This window comes from Achromobacter marplatensis (assembly GCF_049060505.1).
Taxonomy (GTDB): domain Bacteria; phylum Pseudomonadota; class Gammaproteobacteria; order Burkholderiales; family Burkholderiaceae_B; genus Achromobacter; species Achromobacter marplatensis_A.
This window is the reverse complement of the sequence record NZ_JBMGRB010000004.1, coordinates 528,982-554,443: the sequence shown is the minus strand read 5'-3', so window position 1 is coordinate 554,443 and position 25,462 is coordinate 528,982. Positions and strand designations below refer to the sequence as shown.

Annotated in this window: 24 protein-coding genes; 12 read left to right on the top strand and 12 right to left on the bottom strand. The window is 64.6% G+C overall.

Features of this window, described 5'->3' with window-relative positions; genetic code table 11:
- Nucleotides 1-33: 33 nt before the first annotated feature.
- On the bottom strand, nucleotides 34-471 hold the full coding sequence (locus ACI0FO_RS13660) for a ComF family protein (RefSeq protein ID WP_416027375.1): 438 nt from the start codon (nucleotides 469-471) through the stop codon (nucleotides 34-36).
- 360 nt (nucleotides 472-831) lie between these two features.
- Between ACI0FO_RS13660 and ACI0FO_RS13655 the strand changes: the two genes are divergently transcribed.
- On the top strand, nucleotides 832-1,767 hold the full coding sequence (locus ACI0FO_RS13655; protein ID WP_416027373.1) for a methyltransferase domain-containing protein: 936 nt from the start codon (nucleotides 832-834) through the stop codon (nucleotides 1,765-1,767).
- A 24-nt stretch (nucleotides 1,768-1,791) separates the two neighbouring features.
- On the opposite strand, the gene ACI0FO_RS13650 is transcribed toward ACI0FO_RS13655, so the two are convergent.
- From ACI0FO_RS13650 to rsmB, 7 genes are all read right to left on the bottom strand, one after another.
- Entirely contained in the window at nucleotides 1,792-3,033 is a 1,242-nt protein-coding gene (locus tag ACI0FO_RS13650; RefSeq protein WP_105555948.1) for a YbdK family carboxylate-amine ligase, read from the bottom strand.
- Nucleotides 3,034-3,361: 328 nt separating this feature from the next.
- On the bottom strand, nucleotides 3,362-4,831 hold the full coding sequence (locus ACI0FO_RS13645) for a TrkH family potassium uptake protein (protein ID WP_416027371.1): 1,470 nt from the start codon (nucleotides 4,829-4,831) through the stop codon (nucleotides 3,362-3,364).
- A 51-nt stretch (nucleotides 4,832-4,882) separates the two neighbouring features.
- Nucleotides 4,883-6,262 (bottom strand): Trk system potassium transporter TrkA, encoded by a 1,380-nt coding sequence (gene trkA, locus ACI0FO_RS13640; protein ID WP_416027369.1) that lies wholly within the window; start codon nucleotides 6,260-6,262, stop codon nucleotides 4,883-4,885.
- Complete coding sequence (locus tag ACI0FO_RS13635) at nucleotides 6,259-6,951, bottom strand: response regulator (protein ID WP_416027367.1); 693 nt, start codon at nucleotides 6,949-6,951, stop codon at nucleotides 6,259-6,261. Before ACI0FO_RS13635 ends, trkA begins: the two co-directional genes overlap by 4 nt.
- An 11-nt stretch (nucleotides 6,952-6,962) precedes the next feature.
- Nucleotides 6,963-9,278 (bottom strand): sensor histidine kinase, encoded by a 2,316-nt coding sequence (locus ACI0FO_RS13630; protein WP_416027365.1) that lies wholly within the window; start codon nucleotides 9,276-9,278, stop codon nucleotides 6,963-6,965.
- Nucleotides 9,275-9,865, bottom strand: a complete 591-nt coding sequence (locus ACI0FO_RS13625) for a DUF4390 domain-containing protein (protein ID WP_416027363.1) — start codon at nucleotides 9,863-9,865, stop codon at nucleotides 9,275-9,277. Before ACI0FO_RS13625 ends, ACI0FO_RS13630 begins: the two co-directional genes overlap by 4 nt.
- 39 nt (nucleotides 9,866-9,904) lie before the next feature.
- Nucleotides 9,905-11,242: a 16S rRNA (cytosine(967)-C(5))-methyltransferase RsmB gene (rsmB, locus tag ACI0FO_RS13620; RefSeq protein WP_416027361.1), complete on the bottom strand. Its 1,338-nt coding sequence runs from the start codon at nucleotides 11,240-11,242 to the stop codon at nucleotides 9,905-9,907.
- Between the two features lie 97 nt (nucleotides 11,243-11,339).
- Between rsmB and ACI0FO_RS13615 the strand changes: the two genes are divergently transcribed.
- The 3 genes from ACI0FO_RS13615 (at nucleotide 11,340) to rimO (ending at nucleotide 15,975) form a co-directional block, all read left to right on the top strand.
- Nucleotides 11,340-11,972: a LysE family translocator gene (locus ACI0FO_RS13615; RefSeq protein WP_416027360.1), complete on the top strand. Its 633-nt coding sequence runs from the start codon at nucleotides 11,340-11,342 to the stop codon at nucleotides 11,970-11,972.
- 101 nt (nucleotides 11,973-12,073) lie between these two features.
- Nucleotides 12,074-14,419 (top strand): hypothetical protein, encoded by a 2,346-nt coding sequence (locus ACI0FO_RS13610; RefSeq protein ID WP_416027358.1) that lies wholly within the window; start codon nucleotides 12,074-12,076, stop codon nucleotides 14,417-14,419.
- Nucleotides 14,420-14,646: 227 nt separating this feature from the next.
- Entirely contained in the window at nucleotides 14,647-15,975 is a 1,329-nt protein-coding gene (gene rimO / locus ACI0FO_RS13605) for a 30S ribosomal protein S12 methylthiotransferase RimO (protein WP_416027356.1), read from the top strand.
- A gap of 80 nt (nucleotides 15,976-16,055) precedes the next feature.
- Here rimO and ACI0FO_RS13600 read toward each other — a convergent pair whose 3' ends face one another.
- Nucleotides 16,056-16,616 (bottom strand): ferritin-like domain-containing protein, encoded by a 561-nt coding sequence (locus ACI0FO_RS13600; protein WP_416027355.1) that lies wholly within the window; start codon nucleotides 16,614-16,616, stop codon nucleotides 16,056-16,058.
- A 229-nt stretch (nucleotides 16,617-16,845) separates the two neighbouring features.
- Between ACI0FO_RS13600 and ACI0FO_RS13595 the strand changes: the two genes are divergently transcribed.
- From ACI0FO_RS13595 to ACI0FO_RS13575, 5 genes are read left to right on the top strand one after another with little or no spacing between them, the layout of a single operon-like run.
- Nucleotides 16,846-17,433 (top strand): TIGR00730 family Rossman fold protein, encoded by a 588-nt coding sequence (locus ACI0FO_RS13595; RefSeq protein WP_416027354.1) that lies wholly within the window; start codon nucleotides 16,846-16,848, stop codon nucleotides 17,431-17,433.
- 35 nt (nucleotides 17,434-17,468) lie between these two features.
- Nucleotides 17,469-18,035: a hypothetical protein gene (locus ACI0FO_RS13590; protein WP_416027352.1), complete on the top strand. Its 567-nt coding sequence runs from the start codon at nucleotides 17,469-17,471 to the stop codon at nucleotides 18,033-18,035.
- A gap of 29 nt (nucleotides 18,036-18,064) precedes the next feature.
- On the top strand, nucleotides 18,065-18,691 hold the full coding sequence (locus tag ACI0FO_RS13585; RefSeq protein ID WP_416027350.1) for an HAD hydrolase-like protein: 627 nt from the start codon (nucleotides 18,065-18,067) through the stop codon (nucleotides 18,689-18,691).
- Nucleotides 18,692-18,705: 14 nt separating this feature from the next.
- The gene (locus tag ACI0FO_RS13580; protein WP_416027349.1) at nucleotides 18,706-19,332 is read left to right on the top strand and encodes a pyridoxamine 5'-phosphate oxidase family protein; all 627 of its coding nucleotides are present in this window, start codon (nucleotides 18,706-18,708) and stop codon (nucleotides 19,330-19,332) included.
- 22 nt (nucleotides 19,333-19,354) lie between these two features.
- Nucleotides 19,355-19,873 (top strand): class IV adenylate cyclase, encoded by a 519-nt coding sequence (locus ACI0FO_RS13575; protein WP_416027347.1) that lies wholly within the window; start codon nucleotides 19,355-19,357, stop codon nucleotides 19,871-19,873.
- 4 nt (nucleotides 19,874-19,877) lie between these two features.
- Here the strand turns inward: ACI0FO_RS13575 and fmt are convergent, their stop codons facing one another.
- Complete coding sequence (gene fmt / locus ACI0FO_RS13570; RefSeq protein ID WP_416027346.1) at nucleotides 19,878-20,819, bottom strand: methionyl-tRNA formyltransferase; 942 nt, start codon at nucleotides 20,817-20,819, stop codon at nucleotides 19,878-19,880.
- Nucleotides 20,820-20,862: 43 nt separating this feature from the next.
- Nucleotides 20,863-21,375 (bottom strand): peptide deformylase, encoded by a 513-nt coding sequence (gene def, locus ACI0FO_RS13565; protein ID WP_105555932.1) that lies wholly within the window; start codon nucleotides 21,373-21,375, stop codon nucleotides 20,863-20,865.
- Nucleotides 21,376-21,602: 227 nt separating this feature from the next.
- Here def and dprA point away from each other — a divergent pair, with 227 nt between their 5' ends.
- The 3 genes from dprA to ACI0FO_RS13550 all read left to right on the top strand — a co-directional run bounded on the left by dprA (nucleotide 21,603) and on the right by ACI0FO_RS13550 (nucleotide 24,204).
- Complete coding sequence (dprA, locus tag ACI0FO_RS13560) at nucleotides 21,603-22,715, top strand: DNA-processing protein DprA (protein ID WP_416027344.1); 1,113 nt, start codon at nucleotides 21,603-21,605, stop codon at nucleotides 22,713-22,715.
- Nucleotides 22,716-22,825: 110 nt separating this feature from the next.
- The gene (locus ACI0FO_RS13555; RefSeq protein ID WP_416027342.1) at nucleotides 22,826-23,734 is read left to right on the top strand and encodes a hydroxymethylglutaryl-CoA lyase; all 909 of its coding nucleotides are present in this window, start codon (nucleotides 22,826-22,828) and stop codon (nucleotides 23,732-23,734) included.
- Nucleotides 23,731-24,204: a hypothetical protein gene (locus ACI0FO_RS13550; protein WP_416027340.1), complete on the top strand. Its 474-nt coding sequence runs from the start codon at nucleotides 23,731-23,733 to the stop codon at nucleotides 24,202-24,204. Before ACI0FO_RS13555 ends, ACI0FO_RS13550 begins: the two co-directional genes overlap by 4 nt.
- 205 nt (nucleotides 24,205-24,409) lie before the next feature.
- Here the strand turns inward: ACI0FO_RS13550 and ACI0FO_RS13545 are convergent, their stop codons facing one another.
- On the bottom strand, nucleotides 24,410-25,426 hold the full coding sequence (locus tag ACI0FO_RS13545) for an amino acid ABC transporter substrate-binding protein (protein ID WP_416027338.1): 1,017 nt from the start codon (nucleotides 25,424-25,426) through the stop codon (nucleotides 24,410-24,412).
- Nucleotides 25,427-25,462: the final 36 nt, after the last annotated feature.

The following is a 25,462-nucleotide window of genomic DNA, read 5'->3' as shown; positions in this document are numbered from 1 at the left end:
TCTGGCCCGGACCCGGGCCCAAGCCTGGCCGCCTCAGGGCGTGCGGGCCGCGACCAGGATGGTGACGCTGGCCGCGCCCGCCGCCAACAGGGCGCTTGCGGCCGCCTGGACGGTGCTGCCCGTGGTCATGACGTCGTCCACCACCGCCACATGACGGCCGAGCACCCGGGACGAGGCCAGGAACAGATCCGTCGCGCCTTGCTGGCGGGCGCGTCGCCCCAGCGACGTCTGGCGGGGCGTTTCCCGACGCCGCCGCAGCGCCCCGCGCGCCAGGGGCAGCGCCAGCTGGGCTGCCAGGCTTCGGGCGATTTCGCCGGCCGGGTTCATGCCGCGCAGACGCAGCGAGGCGCGGCCGGCGGGCACCGGCACCAGCAGGCTGCCCACTGGCAATCCGCCGTGGCGCAGGACCTCGGCAGCCAGCAACCGGGCCAGCACCGGCGCCATGCTCAGGCGCAGCCGGGTTTTAAGCATCTGAATCAGGGCGTCAGCGGGTGGCGCGTAGTCGAATGCGGCGATGGTCCGTCCGTAGGCCCGCGATGCGCCGAGACATGCCGGGCAAGAGGACGCGGTGGCCGGCAGGCGCAGCGCGCAGCCCGGGCACCGGGGCCGCCCGCCTGGCAAAGCGGTAATGTCGGCTTCGCAGCCGCCACATAGCCGCGCGCCCGCCACCCGCGCGCCGCATAACGGGCAATCGCAGCCGATCCGGGACCCCAGCCGCCGCCCCATGCCCTGTAGGGAGAATCGGGCCCGGCCGCCCGGATGCGCAATAATGTGTGCCATCCCTTATGAAATCATGTTCCGCCCCGCGGCGAAGACGCGGGCGCGACCGAAATGTCCCTGCCAGAATCCGCACCGCTTCCTTCCCTTCCCCTCGTTAGCGCCGACGTGCCGCGGCAGTTCGCGCGCCGAGGCGACTTATCCGACGCACAATTCCTCTATGGGGAAGTGGCCCGCCGCATGCTCGGCCGTCTGCAGTACATCCGGGTGCAGCCTCAGGCGATGCTGGACGCGGGCTGTGGCGCGGGCGACAACCTGCCGGTGCTGCGCGAGCGCTATCCGGACGCGGCCTATACCGGGCTGGACAACTGCGAACCGTTGTTAGACCAGGCCCGCAAGCGCCATGCGCCCGCAGGTCTGGGCGCCTGGATCGGCAAGCTGGCCCGCCGCGGCCCGGCGGCCCCCGCTTTCGTCAATGCCGACCTGGCCGATACCGGCCTGCCGCCCGAATCGCTGGAACTGGTGTGGTCGAACCTGGCCATGCACTGGCACCGCGCTCCGCACGCGGTGCTGGCGGAATGGCGCCGCATCCTGAAAGTGGGCGGGCTGGCGATGTTCTCCTGTCTGGGCCCCGCCACCCTACGTGAGCTGCGCCAGGCGCTGGCCGACGCCGGTCTTGCAACCGCCACGCCGTCTTTCGTGGACATGCATGATTTCGGCGACCTGCTGGTGGAAAACGGCTTTGCCGATCCGGTCATGGACCAGGAACTGCTGACCCTGACCTACCGCAGCCCGGAAAAGCTGCTGCAAGACGTCCGCGCGCTGGGCGGCAACCCCGCCGAAGGCCGCCGCGGCGGCTTGGTCGGGCGCGACTGGCGCGACCGCCTGTGCGCCGCGCTGGAAGCGCAACGCCGGCCCGACGGCCTGATCGCCTTGAGTATCGAAGTGGCCTATGGCCACGCGTGGCGCGCCGCCGCGCACCGCACGGTAGCCGGAGAAACCCGGCTATCCGTCAGCGCAATCGGCGGCCGGCACCGCGGAACCCCTTGAATCGGGGGCCCGCCACGGGGCCGCTCAGTGCAAGCGTTCGGGCAGGGGCACGCTGACCCCCGGCTCAGACGCCGACAGGGGCTGCATGGGCTCCGAATTGGCGCGGATGCGCCGGCGCAGCACCGCCGTGGGTTCCGCCGGGGCAGCCCCGGCCGGCTCGCCGCGCCAGGTGTGCGTCATGGCGTCCACCACCAGCGGCAGATCGCGCAGGCGGTGGAACTGGCTACGCAGCCACCGGGCGTCGTTGCCGCTACGCATGGCTTCGTCGCGCAGGGCGGCAATCATGTCGCCCGTGCCCAGTTCTTCCGCCACCGGCATCAGCCGCTGGAACAAGGCGCGCAGATGGTCCATCAGGCGCAGGCGCTGGCCATCCGGCGTGACATAGCTGCCTTGCAGGCCGAAACGGCAGGCCTGGAAGTGATTGCTGCGGTAAGACAGCCAGGCGTTGTCATGCGGGTCGTCCTCGCGCATCAGCAAGACCGCCAAGGCCTGGGCGAAGGCCGCGATCTGGCACGCGCGCTCCACCGTCAGCGGCGTATCGCACACGCGGATCTCTACCGTGCCGAATTCCGGCTTGGGACGGATGTCCCAGTACAAGTCCTTGATGCTCTCGGCCAGACCGTAGGCGCGCAGCTGCGACAAATGCGCCTCGAACTGGTACCAGTCCTTGACGTCGGGCGGCATATGGCCGGCCAGCGGGAAGCTGTTCACCGCATTCAGGCGCGAGCACGAAAACAGGGTGTCGACGCCCTCGCAATACGGGGACGAGGCCGACAACGCGATGAAGTGCGGGACGTAGGGGGAAAGCCGGCGCAACAGTTTGATAGAGTCGTCGCCATTTTTCACGCCCAGGTGGATGTGTTGGCCGAACACCGTAAATTGACGCGCCAGGTAACCGTACATTTCGGCCAGGTACTGGAACCGCGGGGTATCCGAGATAGAACGCTCTTGCCAGCGCATGAAGGGATGGGCGCCACCGCCGGCGACCGCCACGCCGACTGCGTCGGCCGCTTCAACCAAGGCGTCGCGCATCTCGCGCATTTCGGCCAGCAGGCCCATGGGGTGCTCGTGCACCGAGGAATTCAATTCGATCATGGACCGCGTGATTTCCGGTTTAACGCGGTCGGCAATGGGATGGTTGGCCATTTGGGCCAGCAGCTCGTCAGAGGCTGCGGTCAGATCAAAACTACGGGGGTCGATCAGTTGCAGCTCGAGTTCGATGCCCAGGGTGTTGGGGGCCGACGAAATGAACGGGATCTGTTCCATCTCGGACTCCTTTGAATGTTTGATGAGGGACGCACCGTTCGACCTTGAAGCCCGGTAACTTCCCGGGGGGTGCTAGACGGCGACTTGTGAACGCATGATAGCCGCAGGTTTGTGGCAAAACGATTGAAAATCGTGACATTTGTGTGCAACATCGCGAAGCATCCAGTTTTGCCCTCTGAAGGGAAGTGAGCGAGCGCTCACAACATAGAAACGGCGCGGGTCGCGGGCCGACGGCGGCCGGAATCGCAGTCGGGAAGCGGTTTCCGAGATGGGGCGGGATAACCCTGATCAGGGTAATCCCTTATGAAATATTCGAGCCCGGCGGCCCTTATTTGCGCCAGAAAATCGGCGTGAACAGCACCAGGACGGTCAGCAGTTCCAGGCGCCCAATCAACATGGCGAAGGTACAGACCCAAATCTGGAAATCGGACAGCACCGCGAAGTTGCCCATGGGCCCTACGGGCCCAAGGCCGGGGCCGGTGTTGTTGACGCTGGCAAAAACAGCCGAGAACGCCGTGATCGGATCCAGGCCGGACAGCAGCAGCAGGCTGGTGAATACCGCAATGGAGAGCCCATAAAACAGCATGAACGCCAGCACGGACGACATTGTCCGGGTGTCTACCGCCCGGCCGTTGATCCGCACGGGGCTGACCGCATGCGGATGCAACATTGTTACCAGTTCATTGCGTGCCTGCTTGACCAGCAAGATCGCCCGGATCATCTTGATCCCGCCCCCGGTTGATCCCGCGGACGTGGCGAAACCCGAGAGCAGCAGCATCGTCAGCGGCGCAAACAAGGGCCATTGGGCGAAGTCGGTATTGGCATAGCCCGTGGTGGTCGCCATCGAAATGGTGTTGAACATGCCATAGCGCAGCGCCTCTAGCGGCGAGCCATAAACGCCCTTCACGTACAGGAAAATCGAAATAACCAGCCCTGCTCCCAGCACGATGACAAGGTAGGGAATGGCTTCCGGACACCGCCAATAGGCGCGCGCGCTGCGCTGGCGGAAGGCGTTGAAGTGGGTGGCGAAGTTGATGCCGGCGATCAGCATGAACACCATAGCCACCATTTCCACCGCGACCGAATCGAAATGGGCGAAACCGTCGTCCCAGGTAGAAAATCCGCCCAGCCCCATCGTCGTGGCCATGTGGCACCAGGCCTCGAACCACGACAGCCCCACGGCGCGATAGGCCAGGAAGCACAGGATCGAAAACACGAAGTACACCGCGTACAGCGCCTTGGCGGTACTGGCGATGCGTGGCGTCAGGCGCTCGTCTTTCATGGGGCCTGGCGTTTCGGCCCGCACCACCTGATGGCCGCCCACCCCAAGGAGGGGCAGAATCGCCACGGCCAGCACCAGGATGCCCATGCCGCCAATCCAGATCAGCGTGGCGCGCCACAGGTTGATCGACGCGGGCAACGCGTCCAGGTTGGTCAGCACCGTCGCCCCAGTGGTCGTCAGCCCGGACATGGCTTCGAAGTAGGCGCCGGTGAACGACAGCGGCAACCCGGCACCGTGGAAATACAGCAATAGCGGTATTGCGGCCAGCAGCGGCAGGCCGGCCCATACGGCCGACACCAGCACAAAGCCGTCGCGCGCGCGCAATTCGCAACGGCTGTGCCGGGTCAGGGCGGCCAACCCGCCCCCGATGCCCACCGAAATCAGGAAGCCGTTCAGGAAAGCCTCGCGCGCGGCATCGCCGCCCACATAGGCGACAAGCAGCGGGATCAGCATGGTGAGGGCGAACATCACCATGGTCAGGCCCAGGATATAAAGGGTGGCCAGAACGCGCTTCATGGGGTTATCCGGCGGCGAGCGGCTTGGGGCGAGGCATGGGGCGGGTGCGCATCAGAAGAACGACGCCGACACTTGGAACAGCTTTTCCACGCGCGGCATCTGCTTGCGCGACGGCACGAAGACGATCACGTGGTCGTCCGTTTCGATCACGGTATCGGCGTCCGGCAGGATGATTTCGTCGCCGCGCACCAGCGCGCCGATGCTGGCCCCCTTGGGCAGGCTGATCTGACCCACCGCCCGGCCCACCACCTTGGAGGTTGAGCGATCGCCGTGGGCGATGGCTTCCAGGGCCTCGGCAACGCCCTGGCGCAGCCGGTGCACGGCCGCCACGTCACCGCGGCGCACATGGCGCAGCAGCTCGCTCATCGTCGCCTGCGAAGGCGACACGGCAATATCGATGTGGCTGCCCTGCATCAGTTCGCCATACGCCTGGCGGTTGATCAGCGCGATCACTTTGCGGGCGCCCAGGCGCTTGGCCAGCAGCGACGACATGATGTTGTCTTCGTCGTCGCTGGTCAGCGCCAGCCACGTGTCCATGTCTTCGATGTTTTCGCGTTCCAGCAGGGCTTCGTCCGTGCCGCTGCCATGCAGGATCAGGACGCTATCGGGTAGCTGAGTCGCCAGGTATTCGCAGCGTTTCAGGTCGCGTTCGATGATGCGCACGCTGTACTTTTCTTCGGCCAACTGGCGCGCCAGGCGCAGGCCGATGTTGCCGCCGCCCGCGATCATCACGCGGCGCACGGCGCGTTCGGCTTCGCGCAGCTGGCGCACGGCACGGCGCGCATCGCGCGAATCCACCACCAGCACGACTTCGTCGCCCGGGGCGATGACCGTGCCGCTGCCGGCTCGTAGCGGACGACCGCCGCGCAGCACGTCGATCACGCGCGCCTTCACGTCGGGCCAAACGTCGCGCAGCTTGTCCACGGAGGAATGCGCCATCGGGCTGCCATGCCCCACCCGCACCGTCACGACGCAGACGCGGCCTTCGGCGAATTCCACGACCTGCAAGGCCTCCGGAAATTCGATCAGGCTGTGCAGATAGGTGGTGACGCTGCGTTCTGGGCTGATCAGGGCGTCGATGCAAAAGCCCTCTTCGCTCATCAGTTCCGGGTGTTCCGGGAACTCGGCCGAACGGATGCGGGCAATGCGGCGGGGGATGTTGAACAGCTGGCGGGCGATCTTGCACGCCACCATATTGGCAGTGTCGGAGGCCGCACAGGCAATGAACAAGTCGGTGTCCGCCGCGCCGGCGGCTTCCAGCACCGACACCTGCGAGCCGTCGCCATGGACGACGCGCAGGTCGAAGTGTTCTTGCAGGTATTGAAGCTGCGTGGGATCGGAGTCCACCACGGTGATGTCGTTTTCTTCGGACACCAGGTTTTCGGCCACGCTGGTGCCTACGCGACCAGCGCCCATGATCAGGATCTTCATGTGCTGCGCTTGCGCGCCGACTCGATGCCCAATTGCTTGAGCTTGCGGTAGAGGTGGGTGCGTTCCAGCCCGGTGCGTTCGGACACGCGTGTCATGCTGTGGCTTTCGCGGACCAGGTGGTATTCAAAATAGATGCGCTCGAATTCGTCGCGCGCTTCACGTAGCGGCTGGTCCAGCGAAATGCTGCCCAATTGGCCGTTGGACGTGACGGGCACTTCGTTGGCGGGCGCAGCCACCACGGCGGGGGGATCCAGCTCGTCTTCCAGCGCCACGGTGGCGTTGGCGGCGGCCGGATGCACGGCGGCTGGCGCCGGATGCGGGGCGCGCCCGCGCGCCAATCCCGCCGCGACGGTCTTCAGCAGACGTTGCAGCGTGATGGGCTTTTCCAGGAAATCCATGGCGCCGATGCGCGTGGCCTCGACCGCCGTATCGATGGTGGCGTGGCCGCTCATCATGATCACGGGCATGTCGAGCAGGCCTTGCGAGCCCCACTCTTTCAGCAAGCTCACGCCATCGGTGTCGGGCATCCAGATGTCCAGCAACACCAGATCAGGACGCATGCGAAGGCGTGCGGCGCGCGCTTGCGCCGCGTTTTCGGCCAGTTCGACCGTGTGTCCTTCGTCGTAAAGGATCTCCGACAAAAGCTCGCGTATACCGACTTCGTCGTCAACCACCAGAATTCTGGCCATAAAGCATCCACCTATTGCGTAGCCGCATTATCCTTTTCTTGCGCGGTCGCGTCCATAGTATCTGCCCCGGGAGCCAACCGGGTCAACAAGATGGAAATCCGCGCGCCTCCTTCCTTGCGGTTGGCAAGGTCGATACGTCCGCCGTGCTCTTCCACAATCTTGCGTACGATTGCCAATCCTAACCCAGTCCCGTGGGACTTGGTGGTTACGTAGGGCTCGAACGCGCGCTGCATCACCTGCGGCGGGAAGCCCGGCCCGGTGTCGGCAACGGTAAATCTAAGTGCTTGCTGATCGGCCCGGTCGGGCTGTTCGCTGCGCATGAGCTGGGTCGTCACGCTGACCCTGCCCTCGCCGCCCATTTCGGCAATCGCGTCGCGGGCGTTGGACATCAGGTTGTGGATCACCTGGCGCAGCTGCGTCGGATCGCCTTCGATCGCCGGCAGGTCCGCCCCCAGGTTCACGTCCAGATTCAGCGCCTTGCCGGTCAGGCGGGACGAACCGCCGTCCGGCTCCCAGCCATACAGCGACAGCACGTCGGCCACCAGCGCGTTGAAATCGATGCGCTGCATGACGGCCGGCGGCGTCCGGGCGTACTCGCGGAAGTCGTCCACCATCTGCTTTAGCGACGCCACCTGGCTGACGATGGTATTGGTGGACCGCGTGACGATCTGCGCTTCGGTGGGTTGCAGCTTGCCTTCCAGCTTCATGGCCAAACGCTCGGCCGACAGCTGGATGGGAGTCAGCGGGTTTTTGATCTCGTGCGCCAGCCGGCGGGCCACTTCGCCCCACGCCACGGTGCGGTTGGCCGAAATCACTTCGGTAATATCGTCGAACACCACCAGATAGCCGTTGCCGCGCCCGTCCACGCGCAGATGGGTGCCACGCGCCAGCAGGGTCAGCGGCTGGGGTGCGGTGGCCGCGGCGCCCTGGGCCGGGCTGATTTCGAATTGCTGTTGCCAGTGTTGGCGCTCCGAGCCCACGGCCGCGTGGGTGGAAAACGCCTGGCGCACGATATTGGCGAATTCCAGCATGCCATCCACGGTTTCCAACGGACGCCCGATCACCGAGCGCAGATCCGCCCCCAGGATGGTCTGGGCGCCCTGGTTGACCGTGGTCACGCGGAACGATTCGTCAAAGACCAGCACCCCGGACGACAGGTTGGACAGCACGCTTTCCAGATAGACGTTGGACCGTTCCAGCTGCTGGCGGTTGCTTTCGACCATGCGCCGGGCCTCGTCCAACTGCCGTGTCATCGCGTTGAACGACCGCGTCAACTGGCCGACTTCGTCGCGCTCGGGCGGTTCGGGCAGCGGCCGGTAGTCGCCCACGCCCACGGCCTGCGTGCCGCCCGCCAGGCTCAGCAGCGGCCGCACCAGGCGCTTGGATAGCGATAGCGCCACGGCGATGGCGCCGAACGCCGCCAGCAGCAGCGCCAGCGTCAGCGTGATGCCGTAGAGCTTGCGCAGCCCCAGGCGGGACAGCGCCAGCTCTTGATAATCGCGGAAACCCTGCTGCACCAGGTTGGCGTTGTGCGCGATCTGCTCCGGCACGGGCTGCAGCAATTGCAGCCAGCGCGGTTCGGACGCCGCCCCCAGCAGGTTGTCATAGCGGTCCGGTCCGGTCAGCGGAATCACCACGCGCAGGTGTAGCCCCCCCTCGGCGCCCGCCGTAACGGGGTCATCGGCTTCGGCCGCGGAATAGCCGCGCGCCAGCCGCAGCTGGTTCATGACGGTCGACGGCGGCATGGCGGGCAGCAACTGCCCATATTGGCTGGTGGAAAACGCCACCATGCGCCCGCTGCCGGTGAACACCATGGCCTCTTGCACGCCATTGGTTTCGCGCAGCCGGGTCAGGGCCAGCATCACGCCGCTGTCGGTGCTGCGGTTCAGTTCCATGGCCATGGAGCGCGCACGCGCATCCAGGTCGGCCAGCAACGAATCCAGCGCGGCGCGACCCAGGTTAAGCCCTGCCTCCAGCGCCGTATCCACCCGCACGTTGAACCAGGATTCGATGGAGCGAGACATGAACTGCACCGATACGGTGTAGATCAGCGCTCCGGGGACCACGCCGATCAGCGCGAACGCCAGCGAAAAGCGCGCGGTCAGGCGGGCGCCGAACTGCCGGCGCCGGATCTGGCGGGCCAGCCGTACCGTCAGCGCCACCACCCAGATGAACAGCGCCAGGGCGAAAATGCCGTTCAACACCAGCAACGTGTCGTAATAGCGCGCAAAGCGCGAGGCGTTGCCCGTGGACCATGCCAGCAAGCCCAGCAATGCCAGGCCGCTTACGGCACCCACCATCAGGGCCAGCCGGAGCAACAGCCTCATGAGGGATCTTTCTCCTTGCCGCTCAGCGTGAATGAGAAGTCCGTCCAGGGAGTCCCCTGCGCCCATGAGCTGCTGTTCAAGGCGTTCACCTGGAACGGCCGGGGCAAGAGCGAGGTGTCCAGGCGCAGCCGCAGCTGGCCGCCGTACATCACCCCTTCGTCGAAGTCGCCGGCGTCAGCCACCGACCAATTGCGAATGTGGCGGATGACGCTCATGGCGTCGTCCAGCGACGCCACGGGAAACGAAAGTTCGCCCACGCCGGCGCGCCATTGCCGGGTCAGGGCGTTATAGACGACCCGCCAGGTGCGGGAGGTGTCCACCAGCGCCTTGTCGAACCACCACCAGCGTTCCTGCGTCATGGTCAGGTCGGCCGTGAAATACAGGGGGACGCCGCGCTGGGCCGCGTCCCGCAACTGTTGATTCAGTTCGAAGTCGATGTCCGCGTCGATCTCGAGGCGGCCGTTGCGCACGACCGGCTCGACCCGCACGACCTTCGGCTCGCCACCATATGCTTCGCCGCCCGGCACCAGGGAAAGCAAGGCGGATACCAGCAACAACCCAAGAAATAAACGCGAAATAATGGACATACGACACCGAAACACCGTCATGCCCCTATTCTTGGTGATTCAGGACTGCTTGGCAAACAAGGCGTAGAAAAACCCGTCATGTTGGGCGGCCGGTGTTGCATCGACCGCAACAGGCAGCAATTGGCCCGGCGCGTCCAGCCGTTGGGCCTCCGGATGCCGTTGCAGGAACTCCAGGGCCTGGCGCGCGCCTTCGATCGGGAAGACCGAGCAGGTCACATAGAGCAGGCGGCCGCCGGGCGCAACCGTCTGCCACAGCGAATCCAGGATCTTGGCCTGCAGCGTAGCCGTGCGGCGCACATCGTTTTCGCGGCGCAGCCAGCGGATGTCGGGGTGGCGGCGCACGATGCCCGACGCCGTGCAGGGCACGTCCGCCAGCACCGCATCAAAGGGTTTGCCGTCCCACCAGGCGTCCAAATCGGACGCGTCGGCGGCTTGCAGCTGGACGCGCTTGCTTGCCAGGCCCAGGCGGTCCAGGTTCTGCTCCACGCGTTCCAGCCGTTCACCGTCGGCGTCCAGCGCCACCAGGTCGATATCGGCCAGTTCCAGCAGGTGGGCGGTCTTGCCGCCGGGCGCCGAGCAGGCGTCCAGCACGCGCATGCCGTCGGCCGGCGCGAGGAGCTCGGCCGCCAGTTGCGCCCCCGCGTCCTGCACCGACCACCAGCCTTCAGCGAAGCCGGGCAATTGGATGACGGGCTTGGGGCTGCTCATGACCAGACCCGCCTGGCCCACGGGTTCCGCCGACAGGCCGGCGTCGTGGAAGGCCGCCAGTACCTGTTCGCGACTGGCCCGGCGGCGGTTCACGCGCAGCGTCAGCGGGGCCGGCACGTTGGCCGAGGCCAGGATCTGGCGCCATTGCTCCGGATAAGCCACGCCCAGTTGCTTGACCCACCAACCGGGGTGGTTCCATTCGGCCTCGGGGCTGTCGGCCACGGCGGCTTCCAATGCCGTGCGCTCACGCAGGAAGCGGCGCAGGCAAGCGTTGAGCATGCCCTTGAAGGACGCCAGGGCACGGGTATTGGAGGCGGCCGTCACGGCCTGGTCCACCACCGTATGCGGCGCGTACACCGGCATGCCGGGCAGCGCGGCGGCGGCCTCGCCTTCTTCTTTCAGCAAGGTCAGGGACACCAGCAGCAGCGATTCGAACAGCACGCTGGGATAGCGCTGGACGAGCTCGCGGCCCACGGCGTCGGCCCAGCCCAGGTAACGCATCGCATGGAACGACACGGCCTGGGTGGCCGGGCGCAAGGCGGAATTCACGTCCGTCAACGCGTCCGTCAGGGAACGGCCGTCCAGCACGCCCTCGACCACCCCCGCGCTGGAAAGAAGAACGGAGGAAAGCGGGGGGGCAAGATGGGGGGAGTCGGAACGCGTGGACATGGTGGGAATTCAGAGGATAAGACCGATATGGTAGCCGGACCTGGACGAATGGCGGCGCGCGCGTCAAACTGGCCCTTCCCCAGGGAGCGCTTTTCTCATGACTACCGCCACGCTGCTGCTGTTCATCCTGGCCTCGGCCGTCGCCATCGTGACGCCGGGCCCGACCACCCTGCTGGCGCTCAGCAACGGCTCGCGCCACGGCGTGCGCGCGGCGGGCTGGGGGATGGCCGGCGCGGTGCTGGCGGACCTGATCCTGGTTGGCGCGGTGGCCTCCGGCCTGGGCGTGGTGCTGGCGGCATCCGAAGTCGCTTTCCAGCTTGTCAAATGGGTGGGCGCGGCGTACCTGGCCTATCTGGGCTGGAAGATGCTGCGCTCGGACGCAGCGCTGATCCTGCCGTCGGCCGGGGCCGGCGCGGACCGGCCCGTGGGCCTGGCGCTAGGGCTGCGCAGCTTCATGGTGGCGCTGACCAACCCCAAGGCGCTGCTTTTCATGTCGGCTTTCCTGCCCCAGTTCATCGACCCGCAAGCGCCGCTGGCCCCCCAGTACGCCATCGTGGCCTGCGTCCTGGCCACCATCAATATCTTGACGATGCTGGTCTATGCCACGCTGGGCGCCCAACTGGTGCGCGCCTTCCAGGGGTCGGGCCTGCGCTGGCTGAACCGCGTCTGCGGCGGCTTGATGATCGGGCTGGCGGGCACGCTGGCGCTGTACCGGTGCGGGGCTGCCTAGCCTGACGGGCGCCACACCGCCTGCGGCGATGGCTGGCAATTCGAACAGGGAACTAGACACTTTTCGAGGGCACCTAGCGACAGACAATCAAAGGTGCCCTCATGCAATCCAACAAGCCTGCCCATGCCAGTCCGCCCGGTAACAATCCGCCTCCACAGCAGCCAGAGGCCATGCCGGCGGTCACCCCCGCCTTCCAGCAAGTACGGCCACCGATCGATAAAGTGGAGATCCGCAAGATCCTGAAGGCGTGGAGGGATCAGAAATTCGCTGTTGCGCAAGCACAGCCCGCGAGGTCTTCCACGCCGACAGCGACGTTGAGTTCACTGCCTATGGAACTCTTGTATCTAATCTCCTCCATGGGCAAGTCTGCGGTTCTTTCAAATAGGCTCGGCTCGATAAGCCGGGACTTCACCTATTTGCGGGAGCACATGCGGACAGGCCCGCTGGAAATAGGCGAAAACGAACTCACGGAATTTTTTGCTGCCTTGGAAGGGCGGACCCGGAATTTTGGAAATCTTGACTCGCTTGTGCTCAGGTGCAATCAAGGCATTTCCCCGGCACAGCTTCAGAGCTTGCCGAAACCCCTGAATGAACTTTCGTTAGTAGGTCTGGATGCCGCGAGTCTGCCATCCGTGTTGGCAATAGGAGATCACATAAAACGCCTGGTGTTAGCCGACAGTGGGTTCTCCATCAATGTCGGAACGCGCGAGGCCGCGGAGCTTATCCGTATTTTCCAGATACCTTCACTTCGCGAACTGCACATTAACGAGCGGCTTGTCAATCCAGTCGTTCTGGCGCAGTGCCTGGAAACCAGTACCGTCGAACATCTTGAGTTGCGGGCATTTTCCGATATTCCCATACCCACCTTCTTGCGAAACAATATTCATATCAAGACGTTGGACTTGAGCGACTCGGTTATTCACCCCGGGCAACTTATCGATATCCAGCACATATCCCGCCTTGCCGAACTGAAATTGCAAAATTGCCGGTTGAAATCGGATCACATGATCGACCTGATCAGTGCGGGGCCCATCCAAAACCTGGAGTGGTTGGATGTACGCGGCAATCCCCGTGTGAATGCGTTTTACCTGCGGATGCCGTGTGAGGAATCTACCCGACTTTCGGCGATCGGCGATCACGCCGCCTACGTGCGCGTATTCGGAAGTAAATTGAAGTTAATGAATGATGCCCTGTCCGCCCCACCTCCTGGGCTAGGCACTGTTTACGTAGATCTTTCTGGTGGCGCCGCCGGGATGCACGACCTCAGGAAGTTTCCCGTCGTGCTTCCCGACTCCACTGCCACGCTTGTCATCCTGGGCGGTAGCGTTTCTTTTCTCCCCAGTGACTTTCTACATAATTCAGCCGTTACACATTTCGGGTTCGCGTTTGCGCGGATCGACGCCGAGGCATACGGGCCACTGTTGCGATCAAATGTCCTCGACTTGACGTTCCTGCGATGCGAGCTGCAAAACAATGATCTGCAGGCGATGGCGATAAATTCACGCACGTCGACGGTTGAGGGGCGCTTCTTGACCGTTTCCGAAAATCTGCAACTGACGAACGACGGGGTAAATATCGCCCTTCGCATCGACCCACGACTTTCTGTACGCCACGGTAATTTTTTAACGCTTCAAGAAGGAGGCCTAAGAAGATTGGCGTCTGGTGAATTGCTGCACCACGCAGAGGGAGTGAGCCACCTGAGCCTTGTATACCGCGCAGGGCCGCACATGTTTCTGGCCCGCATCCCTCAGTCGACAATCCATTTGAACATTTCCTATCAGGATAACGCTGACAATTGGGGCCGCGCCAATCGCCGGCCTGGGTTCGCGCTCGACGCCGAGGACATTGAAATGCTGACTTTCCGCCCCGACGAGGGCAGCAACCTGACCACTATATCTCTCAGCAACGTTGCACTTGACGCCGATGCATTCGCGGCGCTAGCTGACCGTACCGGCGCGGCAACGCTCATACTGAATGCCTGTCACATAGCCTATGACGAATTGCTGGAGCTGAATCCGATTACGAGAGTCCTGCCGCATTTTCTAAGGGGCGTCATTGCCGACGACGATACCGTCACAACCGACGGGTTTCTCGCGCTTTCACAGACTTTTCCAACATTATCTATACAAACGCCGACTCAAGCGAAAATGACAGGCCCTGAGGTCGTTCACTTCTTCGAAGCGTTGCAAGCAACGCCCGAAATATACGCACAGCTACAAAGACTGGCGCTTGATCTGGACCCGGACTTTGCGTTATCGGGCGCATGGTTGGCACGCCTGCCCCAGTCCATCACGGAAATAGAATTTTCCGGCGGACGCATCGTGGATCTGCAAGCAGAACATATAGTCGACATGCAATGGCGCAGTGTCGCGCTTAATGGCACAAGGATTAACGACGATCACCTTGCGCTGTTTTACGCCCTTCCCACACTGAACCTTTCAACTTGAACCGGCGCGCGACCTGCCCGGACACGTTGAACCGCCTGAGATGAGCCCACACTGCGAAGAGCACCGCTAGCGCCCGAGACCCGGGGAACGAAGGGGCACCCAGATGCCCCATTTCCCCGCTTTTTCCGCGACGCGCTAAAATTGCGCATTGGCTTCGTACCCCTGGGCGCCGTTTGTGCCCCACCAGTGCCTATCACGGCCATCTCATCAAAAGCCCTTCAAAATCAATGAACTCTAAAGACCACACCCCGCGCGTGGGGTTTGTGTCGCTCGGCTGTCCTAAAGCCCTGGTCGACTCCGAACGCATCCTGACTCAACTGCGCACCGAAGGGTACGAAGTCACGCCCGACTACAACGATGCGGACGTCGTCGTCGTCAACACCTGTGGATTCATCGACAGCGCCAAGGCGGAATCGCTGGAAGCCATCGGCGAAGCGCTGGCCGAGAACGGCAAAGTCATCGTCACCGGCTGCATGGGCGTCGAGGAGTCGGTGATCCGCAAAGTGCACCCCAGCGTGCTGTCGGTGACGGGTCCCCAGCAATATGAAGAGGTGGTGCGCGCCGTGCACGACGCCGCCCCGCCCAAGAAAGACCACAATCCCTATCTGGACCTGGTGCCCCCGCAGGGCGTCAAGCTCACGCCGCGCCACTACGCCTATCTGAAGATCTCGGAAGGCTGTAATCACCGCTGCAGCTTCTGCATCATTCCGTCGATGCGCGGCGACCTGGTCAGCCGCCCGGTGGGCGACGTGCTGAGCGAAGCCGAGCGCCTGGTCAAGGCCGGCGTGAAAGAAATGCTGGTGATCTCGCAAGACACCAGCGCCTACGGCGTGGACGTGAAGTACCGCAGCGGCTTCTGGAACGGCCGGCCGGTCAAGACCCGCATGACCGAGCTCTGTCTGGCCTTGTCCGAAATGGGCGTCTGGACGCGCTTGCACTACGTATACCCGTACCCGCACGTGGACGAAGTGATTCCGCTGATGGCGGAAGGCAAGATCCTGCCGTACCTGGATATCCCGTTCCAGCACGCCAGCCCGCGCATCCTGAAAGCCATGAAGCGCCCCGCCTTCGAAGACAAGACCCTGGCGCGCATCAAGCGCTGGCGCGAGATCTGCCCCGACCTGACCATCCGTTCGACCTTCATCGTCGGCTTCCCCGGCGAAACCGAAGAAGACTTCCAGTACCTGCTGGACTGGATGCAGGAAGCGCAGCTGGACCGCGTGGGCTGTTTCCAGTATTCGCCGGTCGAAGGCGCGCCCGCGAACCTGCTGGACAATCCCGTGCCGGACGACGTCAAGCAAGACCGCTGGGAACGCTTCATGGAATTGCAGCAAGGCATCTCGACCGCGCGCCTGGCCCGCAAGGTCGGCCGCGAGATCGACGTGCTGATCGATGAAGTGGACGAAGATGGCGCCGTGGGCCGCAGCAGCGCCGACGCGCCCGAGATCGATGGCTGCGTGTACGTCAGTTCGGACAAGCCATTGAAGGCGGGCGACATGGTGCGCGTGCGCGTCACCGATTCTGACGAATACGACCTGTGGGGCGACGCGATCTGATCGAAGCAGGGGCGGCCCGCTGGCCGCCGCCGCGACGTAACACCCGGCCTTGCGAGGCCGGTTTTTTTTGCGCTGCCCTTCTACGTCTTCGCCAGGAAGTCCGACAGGTCGTCGGCGTGTTCTTCTTCCACCGCCAGGATCTCTTCCAACAGGCGGCGCGTGGTGGAATCCTGTTCGCCAATGTATTCGATCATCTGGCGGTAGCTGTCGATGGCGATACGTTCGGCGATCAGGTTTTCCTTGATCATCTCTTCCAACGTGTTGCCTTCGACATATTCCGAATGGCTGCGCTCCAAGAGCCCCTTGGGCGACAGGTTCGGTTCGCCACCCAGCTGCACGATGCGCTCGGCCAGGCGGTCGGCGTGGTCCTGCTCTTGCGTGGCGTGTTCGGCGAATTCCGCCGCCACCGGTTCCGCGTTCAAGCCTCGGGCCATGAAGAAGTGGCGCTTATAGCGCAACACACAGACGACCTCGGTGGCCAGCGCTTCGTTCAGCAGCTTCAGCACTGTCTGCCGGTCCGCGCGGTAGGTGTCCGTCACGGCGCCGGATTGGATGTCCTGGCGCGCCTTGGCGCGGATGGCCTTCACGTCCATGTCGAAAGGACGGCTCGTGTTCTGGGGGGTTCGGGTTGCGTGTTCCATATCGTTAGCTCCTCGGGTTAGTGAAAGCACTACGACGCTGGATTTCCAGTCGTGCCGAACAACCCAGTCTACCGATCATGGCGGATCGTGCTGTGTCCAAACATTGCGCCGCATCCCGCCTGCCCGGGCGCCCGGGCAACAAAACCCCGGGTCAAACCTTGCGTAAACTATCGGCTTCCCGAAAAGCCCGTGACGCAATCTGTAACGGGACGGCCATCTCCGACCTTTTATGACTCTGAAGAACATTTGCGTGTATTGCGGCTCGAATCCGGGCTCCCGCCCGGACTACATCGAACAGGCCCGCGTGCTGGCGCGCGAACTGGTCAAGCGGGACCTGGGCCTGGTGTACGGCGGGTCGGTGGTCGGCATCATGGGCGTCATCGCCAATGAGGTACTGGCCGGCGGCGGCCGCGTGATCGGCGTGATACCCGAACTGCTGCAAAAAAAGGAACAAGCGCACCGCGGGCTTACCGAACTGCATCTGGTGCAGAATATGCACGAGCGCAAAGCCATGATGATTGAAAAGGCCGACGGGTTCATCGCGCTGCCCGGCGGCGCCGGCACGCTGGAAGAATTCTTCGAAGTCTGGACCTGGGCGCAGTTGAACATGCACCAGAAACCCTGCGGCCTGCTGAACATCGCGGGATACTACGACGCGCTGGTGCAGTTCGTGGACCATGCCGTCGATGAAGCGTTCATCCGCCCCCAGCATCGCGACATGCTGGTGGTGGAAGAAGACCCTGCCGTTTTGCTGGACCGCTATGCCATCTACGAGGCGCCCAATGTCTCGAAGTGGTTCGACCCCATCAAGGCCTGAAGCCGCCCTTTCATGACCCAACGGAAGCTTACGCAATGATGCCCGATTCGTTGTCCCCTTCCAGCACCGAGTCCGTGCTGCGCGACTATTTCCACGCCAAGGACGAGAATCGCCCGCACTACATGGCGCGGGCATTCGCTGAAGACGCCGTGCTGAAAATGGCGCTGCGCACGCAGGCCATCGCCTTCCCCCCCGAATCGCATGGCCTGGCGGCGATCGCCGACACGCTGGTGCGCAAGTTCGGCCAGACCTACGACAACGTCTACACGTTCTACCTGTCGCGGCCGGCACCGGGCGCTTGTCTGCCCGACTACCAATGCGACTGGATCGTGGCCATGACCGAGAAGGCCACCGGCAACGTGCGCGTGGGCTGCGGCCGGTACGACTGGAAATTCCAGGACGCCCCTTACCGCGCCACGGACCTCACGATCACGATCGAAACCATGGTGACGCTGCCTCCGGGCGACATGGCCGCCGTCTTCGGCTGGCTGCTGGCGCTGGATTACCCGTGGACGAACGCCGCCCGCGTCGTGGCCAGCGCGCCGCCGCTGGAAGCCCTGGCGCCGGTCGTCCACTATCTGCTTCACCCCAACGGCTTGTAGCCACGCCTGCGCCGTCTACTGGATCCCACTTGAAATACGACATCGCCGCTTTTGATTTTGACGGAACCCTGGCGGACACCATGCCTTGGTTCAATTCCATCCTGAACACCGTGGCCGATAAGTACGGCTTTCGCAAGATCGACTTGTCGGAACGCGAAAACCTGCGCCACCGCGAAGCCGCCGACATCCTGAAATACCTGGGGATACCGCTGTGGAAGCTGCCGGCGATCATGTCGCACGTGCGCACCCTGATGCAGGACATCGACCCCAGCGTGCATCTGTTCGACGGCATCCCCGAAGTGCTCGCGCGGCTGAAGGCCGGCGGGCTGCGTTTAGCCGTGATTAGCTCGAATTCCATCGAAAACGTGCAGCGCGTGCTAGGCCCGGATGCCGCCGCGCTGTTCGACGACTACGAATGCGGCACTGACCTGTTCGGCAAGGCCGCCAAGATCGACCGCCTGATGCGCCGGCACGAAATCGCCGCCGACCGTTTCCTGCTGGTGGGCGACGAAATGCGCGACATCGACGCCGCCCGCAAGGCGGGCGTGCACGTCGGTTCCGTCGCCTGGGGTTATAACCATGTGGACGCCCTGCGCGAACGCGGCCCCAACGAGATTTTTCTGAACGTCGACGACCTGCCCGCCATCCTGGCCTGAACCTGGACCCCGCCATGCACACCGATCCCGCTCATGTCATCACTGATGCCGCCGCCTTGCAGGCGCTGTATGGCTCGCCCGGCGAAGCGTCGCTGAAGAAGGAAGTGGATCACGTGCATCCGCACTATCGCGCCTTCATCGAGGCCGCGCCGTTCGCGGTGCTGGCCACGTCCGGCCCCGGCCGGCTGGACGCTTCGCCGCGCGGTGACCCTGCGGGCTTCGTCGTGGTTGAAGACGAAAAGACGCTGCTGCTGCCCGACCGCCGCGGCAACAACCGCATCGACAGCCTGTTGAACATCCTGACCGATCCCCGCGTGGCGTTGCTGTTCCTGGTGCCAGGCGTGGGCGAGACGCTGCGGGTGAATGGCACGGCGCGCATCAGCGTAGAGCCCGCGCTGCTGGCGCGTTTCGAGATCGACGGCAAGCAGCCGCGCTCCGTGCTGATCGTGGACGTGCAGACGGTGTACTTCCAGTGCTCGCGCGCCCTGTTGCGCTCACGCCTGTGGGATCCGGCGACGCAGGTGCCACGCAGCGCCCTGCCCAGCGTCGGCCGCATTCTGTCGGACCTGACCGCCGGCACTTTCGACGGCGCGACCTACGACCGCGACCTGCCCGGGCGCGTGGCCGGCACCCTGTATTGACGCTGAAAGAAGGACGCTCCGCATGGCACGCAACGTGGAAATCAAAGCGCAGGTCGACAGCCTGGCCGCCATCGAGCCCCTGGCCGCCGCGCTGTCCGGGCAGGAGCCGGTTTTCATCGCCCAGGACGACACCTTCTTCACCTGCACCCACGGACGGCTGAAGCTGCGTGCGTTCGCCGACGGCACGGGGGAATTGATCTTCTATCAGCGCGCCGACGATACGGGGCCGAAAGAGAGCTTCTATGTCATCTCGCCAACCGATTCGCCCAGCACCTTGCGCGACGCGCTTACGCGGGCCTACGGCGCGATCGGCCGCGTGAAAAAGCAGCGGACGGTGTTCATGGCCGGACGCACCCGCATTCACCTGGACAAGGTGGAAGGCCTGGGGGAATTCCTGGAATTGGAAGTGGTGCTGCGCGACGGCGAAAGCGCCGAAGCCGGCATGGAAGAAGCCCGAACCTTGATGCAGGGCCTGGGCGTGGCGCCCACGCAGCTGCTGTCGGGCGCCTACCTGGACTTGCTGGCCGACCGCCAGCCTTGAACGTTCAGGCCGGCTGCCAGCCGCGCAAGAAGACGTCTACCGCCTGACGCTTGCCGCCCGCTTTCTGCAATTCAAGCAGGCGCAGCACGCCATTGCCCGTGGCGATATCGATTCCCGCGGCATCGGCGCGCAACACGCTGCCGGGCTCCCCCGCCGTTGACGACGCCAGCGCCTGCGCGCGCCAGACCTTCACCGGGTCGGCCAAGCCGGGCAGGCGGATACTGGCGCCGGGCACCGGATTGAAGGCACGCACACGGCGTTCCAGCAATTCAGCCGATTGGGTGCAATCCAATGCTGCTTCCGCCTTGTCCAGCTTGGCGGCGTAGGTCACGCCGGCTTCGGGCTGCTTGGTCGGGGTCAGGCCGCCTTGGGCCAATGCGGCCAGCGCCTCAACGATGGCCTCGCCGCCGGCCTGGGCCAATGCGTCGTGCAATTGCGCCGCATTGGTATCGGCCGAAATGGGCACCACGCGCTCCAGCAGCATGTCGCCGGTATCCAGGCCTTGGTCCATCTGCATGATGGTCACGCCTGTCTGCGAATCGCCAGCTTCGATGGCGCGCTGGATGGGCGCCGCGCCGCGCCAGCGCGGCAGCAGGCTGGCGTGGATATTCAGGCAACCCAGGCGCGGCAGGTCCAGTACCCACTGCGGCAGGATCAGGCCGTAGGCCGCCACCACCATGACATCCGGCGCCACCTGTTCCAGCAGCGCACGGGCCTCGGCGGCTTCGTCGGGATAGCGGCCGTCCAGCCGCAGGCTGCGCGGCTGGGCGACGGGGATGCCCGCGTCCAGCGCGGCCTGCTTGACCGGGCTGGGCGAGAGCTTCAGCCCTCGTCCGGCCGGGCGGTCGGGCTGCGTCATGACAAGAGCAATGTCGTGACCTGCGGCCCGCAAGGCATCAAAGGCGATACGGGCGAACTCCGGCGTGCCGGCAAAGACTAGGCGCATGGGATGAAGAACAAAGCAAGCGGGTTGGGGAAGGGACTTTAGGTCAGTCGCGCAGCGCTTCGCGCTCGGCTTTCTTCAGCTTGGTCTTGATGCGGTTCTGCTTCAAGTTGGACAGGTATTCGACGAAGACCTTGCCTTCCAGGTGGTCGAGTTCGTGCTGCACGCACACGGCCAGCAGGCCGTCGGCTTCGAACTCGAACGGCTTGCCGTCGATGTCCAGCGCCTTGCAGCGGATACGCGACGCGCGTTCGACTTCGTCGTAGACGCCGGGCACGGACAGACAGCCCTCTTCGTAGATCTTGTAGTCGTCGCTGCGCCAGGTGATCTCGGGGTTGATCAGGGTCAGCAAATCGTTGCTGTCCTCGGACACGTCGATCACGACGACGCGTTCGTGCACGTCGACCTGGGTCGCGGCCAGGCCGACGCCCGGCGCGTCATACATGGTTTCGGCCATGTCGCGCACCAGTTGACGGATGCGGTCGTCGACTTCGGCTACCGGCTTGGCCTTTTTGTGCAAGCGCGGGTCCGGATAGCGAAGGATAGGAAGTAAAGCCATTGAAGGGGTATCGCCAGTAATTGATGCTTAGCTAAGAGTTTAATTCATTAGAGTCTTGATTTCTAATAGTTTTCGGCTAAGTCGAGCATTACGGACATTGCTGCGTCCCCGGTTTAATAAGCCCCCGCGCGGCGCGGCCAGCGCGACAGTTCGGTCCCGCTCCCGCAGGGCTCGCCCGCCTTGCATGCGACACTCATGCACCCTTCGACGCCTTACGCGCTTGCCTCATGCCGCTTACGCATTCTTCCGCCGAACTAGCCGCCTGGCTGCGGCTGTCCCTGGAACCCAATATCGGGTCCGCCACCGCCTGCATGCTGCTGGGCGCGCTGGGCCTGCCCGAACAAATTTACGCGCAACGGGCCACGGCGCTGGTGCGCCATGTTCCCGAGGCGCTGGCGCGGCAATTGGCCGCGCCCATGCCCGAAGACATGGCGGCGCAGGTGGACAACGCGCTGGAATGGGTCAGCGCCCCCGGCCGGCATATCCTGACGCTGGCCGACCCCACTTATCCGCAGAGCCTGCTGACCATCGCGGATCCGCCCATCCTGCTTTATGTCGCTGGCGACCCGGCCTATCTGCAAGGCCCATCGCTGGCCGTCGTCGGCGCGCGCAACGCCACGCCCGGCGGCCAGGAAAACGCCCGCGCCTTCGCCCGCCACCTGGCCGCGCACGGCTGGCGCGTCGTCAGCGGACTGGCACTGGGCATCGATGCGGCGGCACATGAAGGCGCGCTGGACGCCGGTCCGGAAGGCGCGGGCACGGTGGCCGTCATGGGTACCGGCATCGATCGCATCTACCCCGCCCGCCACCGCGACCTGGCGCACCGCATCGCGGCGCATGGCGCACTGGTTTCCGAGTTTCCGCTGGGCACAGGGGCCTTGCCGCCGCACTTTCCCAAACGCAACCGCATTGTGGCCGGCCTGGCGCGCGGCGTGCTGGTGGTGGAAGCGGCCAAGCAAAGCGGCTCGCTCATCACGGCGCGGCTGGCCGGCGAAAGCGGGCGCGAGGTCTTCGCCATTCCTGGCTCTATCCATTCCCCCTTGTCGCGCGGCTGCCATGCGCTGATCCGCCAAGGCGCCAAGCTGGTGGAAACCGCAGCCGACATCACCGATGAACTGGGCGCCGGCCCCACCCCCGCCGTGCGCGTCGCGCCCAGGCCCGAGGCCCCACTGCCCGACCATCCCGTACTGGAAGCGCTTGGCTTCGACCCGCTGCACCTGGACACCTTGCAAACGCGTCTGACACTGAACACGGGCGACCTCCAAGCACAACTGGTCGAACTGGAATTGCAAGGCCGTGTCGCCCGCCTGGATGACGGCCGCTACCAACGGCTGAAGTAGGGCCGCATTGCCCGCTCGGCGTAAGCGAACTGCAGTGCGATGGCGCTAATATTGACGCAAGCGCCGCAGCCTTGCGCGCCGCGTCACCCAATACCGAACCAGGAAGAGACATGGCTTTGCCCTCCCGCGTGAAGATCGTCGAGGTGTCGCCTCGCGACGGTCTGCAGAATGAAAAGGAATTCGTGCCCACCGACGTCAAGGTGGAACTGGTCAACCGCCTGGCCGCCGCAGGCTTCCCCAATGTGGAAGCCGCGTCGTTCGTGTCGCCCAAGTGGGTGCCGCAGATGGCCGACGGCGCCGACGTGATGGCGCGCATCGAACGCCGGCCCGGCACGATCTATTCGGTGCTGACCCCGAACATGAAGGGCTTTGAAGGCGCGCTGGCCGCTGGCGCGGACGAGATCGTCATCTTCGGCGCCGCCAGCGAAGCGTTCTCGCAAAAGAACATCAACTGCTCCATCGCCGAGTCCATCGCCCGCTTCGAGCCCGTGGTGCAAGCCGCGCGCGAGGCCGGCATCCGTGTGCGCGGCAGCATCAGTTGCGCGCTGGGGTGCCCCTACCAGGGCGACGTCCCGGTGGAGTCCGTGGTTGACGTGGCACAGCGCTACCTGGCGATGCACGTCGACGAGATCGACGTGGCCGACACGATCGGCGTGGGCACGCCGCAGCGCGTGCGCGACGTGATGGCGGCGGTCACCCGCGTGGTGGACCCGGCCCGCGTGTCCGGCCACTTCCATGACACCTACGGCCAGGCGCTGGCCAACATTCTGGCCGCGCTGGAAACCGGCATTTCCATCTTCCACACGTCCGTCGCCGGCCTGGGCGGCTGCCCCTACGCCAAGGGCGCCACCGGCAACGTCGCCACCGAAGACGTGCTCTACATGCTGCGCGGCCTGGACATCGACACCGGCGTGGACTTTGACGCCGTGGTCGACATCGGCCAATGGATGTCGGCCCACCTGAACCGCAAGGGCTCCAGCCGGGCCGGCAACGCGATCGCCGCCAAACGGGCCGCATGAGCACGCCTGACACCGCCCCCGCCATGGAAGACCGCGCGGCGTTGCTGCGCGAGATCGGCCCGCTGCCGCTGTCGGGCCAGGCATGGCCCGACTGGGTGCGCATCCTGGCATGGGTGATCCTGGCGGTGCTGGGCGTGCAGGTGGTGACGACCGCCATCCGCGCGCCCGCGCAGCCCTTCGATACCGTGCTGGCGGTGGTGGTGGTGCTGTGCTTCGTGGGCCTGCTGTTCGTGTCCTGGCACATGCAGACGTCGATCACCACCATCGATGAACGCGGCCTGCGCCAGACCTGGTTCACCCGCCGCGAAGTTGCCTGGGAAGACGTGCGTTACGCACGCTTCGTGCCCATGCTGTTCTCAAAACGGCTGGTAGTGTTTACGCACCGGGGGCGGCCGGTGATCCTGCAGGGAGGCACGCGCGAATTGCGCAGCGCCTTCGTGAAGATCGCGCAGTTGTATCGCCGGGGATGATGGGTTGCGCGCGCTGCGCGTCAGCCCGATAGCGGCAAGCCATGCCGCGCTCCACCCATCCTACAGAGTCAGGTCATGCCCGTAAGAGGGGGGGTGTGCCGCATGCCCGTAGGATGGGCGGTGTGCCGCAGGACCGTAGGATGGGTGGAGCGCGAGAATCCCTAGGCAAGGATATCGTTGCGCAGCGCGCGCAACCCATCAGCAATCAGCGAATCGGCAATGCGTACATCAAACCGCCCTGCGTCCACTGCGCGTTCAGGCCGCGCTTGATCTTCAGCGGGCTACCCTGGCCGACGTTGCGCTCGAAGCTTTCGCCGTAATTGCCCACCTGCTTGACGATGTTGTAGGCCCATTTTTCATTCAGCCCCAGGTTGGCGCCGCCGCCGGGCGTGACGCCCAGGATGCGCTTGATGTTGGGGTTGGCGCTCTTGGCCTGTTCATCCACATTCTTGGACGTGACGCCGTATTCCTCGGCTTCGATCATTGCCGACAGCGACCAGCGCACGATGTTCAACCAAGCATCGTCGCCCTGGCGCACGAAGGGCCCCAGCGGCTCTTTCGAGATGATCTCGGGCAGCACGATGTAATCGTCGGGATTCTGCAGCTTCGAGATCCGGATGGAAGCCAGGCCCGAGGCATCCGTGGAAAAGACGTCGCAGCGCCCTGCGGCGAACGCGTTCACCACTTCGTTGAAGGTCTCGATCACCACCGGCTTGTAGGTCACGTTGTTGGCGCGCGCCCAGTCGGCCAGCGTGTTCTCGTTTGACGTGCCGGTCTGCAGGCAGATCGTGGCGCCGTTGATGTCTTTGGCGCTCTTCACGCCCAACGACTTGGGCACCAGAAAGCCCTGGCCGTCGTAGAAGTTGATGCCGGCGTGGATGATGCCCAGCGCCGTATCGCGCTGCTGCGTCACAGTGGTGTTGCGCGTCAGCACGTCGACTTCGCCGGATTGCAGCGCAGTAAAGCGCTGCTGCGAATTCAACGGCACCACCTTGATCTTGTCGGCGTCGCCGAAGACCGCTGCGGCGATCGCGCGGCACAGGTCCACGTCCAGCCCCTGCCATTTACCTTGCGCGTCGGGCGCCGAAAAGCCCGCGAAGCCCGTGGTCGTGCCGCAAGCCACTGCGCCGCGCTGACGCACGACGTCCAGTGTTGCCGCCTGCGCGCCTTGCGCCGCCGCCATCAAGAGCGCCGCGCCCGCCAACCCTTTTGCAATGTTCATGACCTGGATTCCTGTTATGCCGGGCGCGGGAACGCG

Bases quoted from the DNA above. Each gene is read 5' to 3' on its own strand.
- ACI0FO_RS13595 (WP_416027354.1), top strand. From the start codon at position 16,846: ATGACTCTGAAGAACATTTGCGTGTATTGCGGCTCGAATCCGGGCTCC.
- ACI0FO_RS13555 (WP_416027342.1), top strand. From the start codon at position 22,826: ATGGCTTTGCCCTCCCGCGTGAAGATCGTCGAGGTGTCGCCTCGCGAC.
- ACI0FO_RS13550 (WP_416027340.1), top strand. From the start codon at position 23,731: ATGAGCACGCCTGACACCGCCCCCGCCATGGAAGACCGCGCGGCGTTG.
- ACI0FO_RS13660 (WP_416027375.1), bottom strand. From the start codon at position 471: ATGCTTAAAACCCGGCTGCGCCTGAGCATGGCGCCGGTGCTGGCCCGG.
- rsmB (WP_416027361.1), bottom strand. From the start codon at position 11,242: ATGTCCACGCGTTCCGACTCCCCCCATCTTGCCCCCCCGCTTTCCTCC.
- fmt (WP_416027346.1), bottom strand. From the start codon at position 20,819: ATGCGCCTAGTCTTTGCCGGCACGCCGGAGTTCGCCCGTATCGCCTTT.
- dprA (WP_416027344.1), top strand. From the start codon at position 21,603: ATGCCGCTTACGCATTCTTCCGCCGAACTAGCCGCCTGGCTGCGGCTG.
- ACI0FO_RS13610 (WP_416027358.1), top strand. From the start codon at position 12,074: ATGCAATCCAACAAGCCTGCCCATGCCAGTCCGCCCGGTAACAATCCG.
- rimO (WP_416027356.1), top strand. From the start codon at position 14,647: ATGAACTCTAAAGACCACACCCCGCGCGTGGGGTTTGTGTCGCTCGGC.
- trkA (WP_416027369.1), bottom strand. From the start codon at position 6,262: ATGAAGATCCTGATCATGGGCGCTGGTCGCGTAGGCACCAGCGTGGCC.
- ACI0FO_RS13590 (WP_416027352.1), top strand. From the start codon at position 17,469: ATGATGCCCGATTCGTTGTCCCCTTCCAGCACCGAGTCCGTGCTGCGC.
- ACI0FO_RS13545 (WP_416027338.1), bottom strand. From the start codon at position 25,426: ATGAACATTGCAAAAGGGTTGGCGGGCGCGGCGCTCTTGATGGCGGCG.
- ACI0FO_RS13580 (WP_416027349.1), top strand. From the start codon at position 18,706: ATGCACACCGATCCCGCTCATGTCATCACTGATGCCGCCGCCTTGCAG.
- ACI0FO_RS13650 (WP_105555948.1), bottom strand. From the start codon at position 3,033: ATGGAACAGATCCCGTTCATTTCGTCGGCCCCCAACACCCTGGGCATC.
- ACI0FO_RS13645 (WP_416027371.1), bottom strand. From the start codon at position 4,831: ATGAAGCGCGTTCTGGCCACCCTTTATATCCTGGGCCTGACCATGGTG.
- ACI0FO_RS13630 (WP_416027365.1), bottom strand. From the start codon at position 9,278: ATGAGGCTGTTGCTCCGGCTGGCCCTGATGGTGGGTGCCGTAAGCGGC.
- ACI0FO_RS13600 (WP_416027355.1), bottom strand. From the start codon at position 16,616: ATGGAACACGCAACCCGAACCCCCCAGAACACGAGCCGTCCTTTCGAC.
- ACI0FO_RS13575 (WP_416027347.1), top strand. From the start codon at position 19,355: ATGGCACGCAACGTGGAAATCAAAGCGCAGGTCGACAGCCTGGCCGCC.
- ACI0FO_RS13635 (WP_416027367.1), bottom strand. From the start codon at position 6,951: ATGGCCAGAATTCTGGTGGTTGACGACGAAGTCGGTATACGCGAGCTT.
- def (WP_105555932.1), bottom strand. From the start codon at position 21,375: ATGGCTTTACTTCCTATCCTTCGCTATCCGGACCCGCGCTTGCACAAA.
- ACI0FO_RS13625 (WP_416027363.1), bottom strand. From the start codon at position 9,865: ATGTCCATTATTTCGCGTTTATTTCTTGGGTTGTTGCTGGTATCCGCC.
- ACI0FO_RS13615 (WP_416027360.1), top strand. From the start codon at position 11,340: ATGACTACCGCCACGCTGCTGCTGTTCATCCTGGCCTCGGCCGTCGCC.
- ACI0FO_RS13655 (WP_416027373.1), top strand. From the start codon at position 832: ATGTCCCTGCCAGAATCCGCACCGCTTCCTTCCCTTCCCCTCGTTAGC.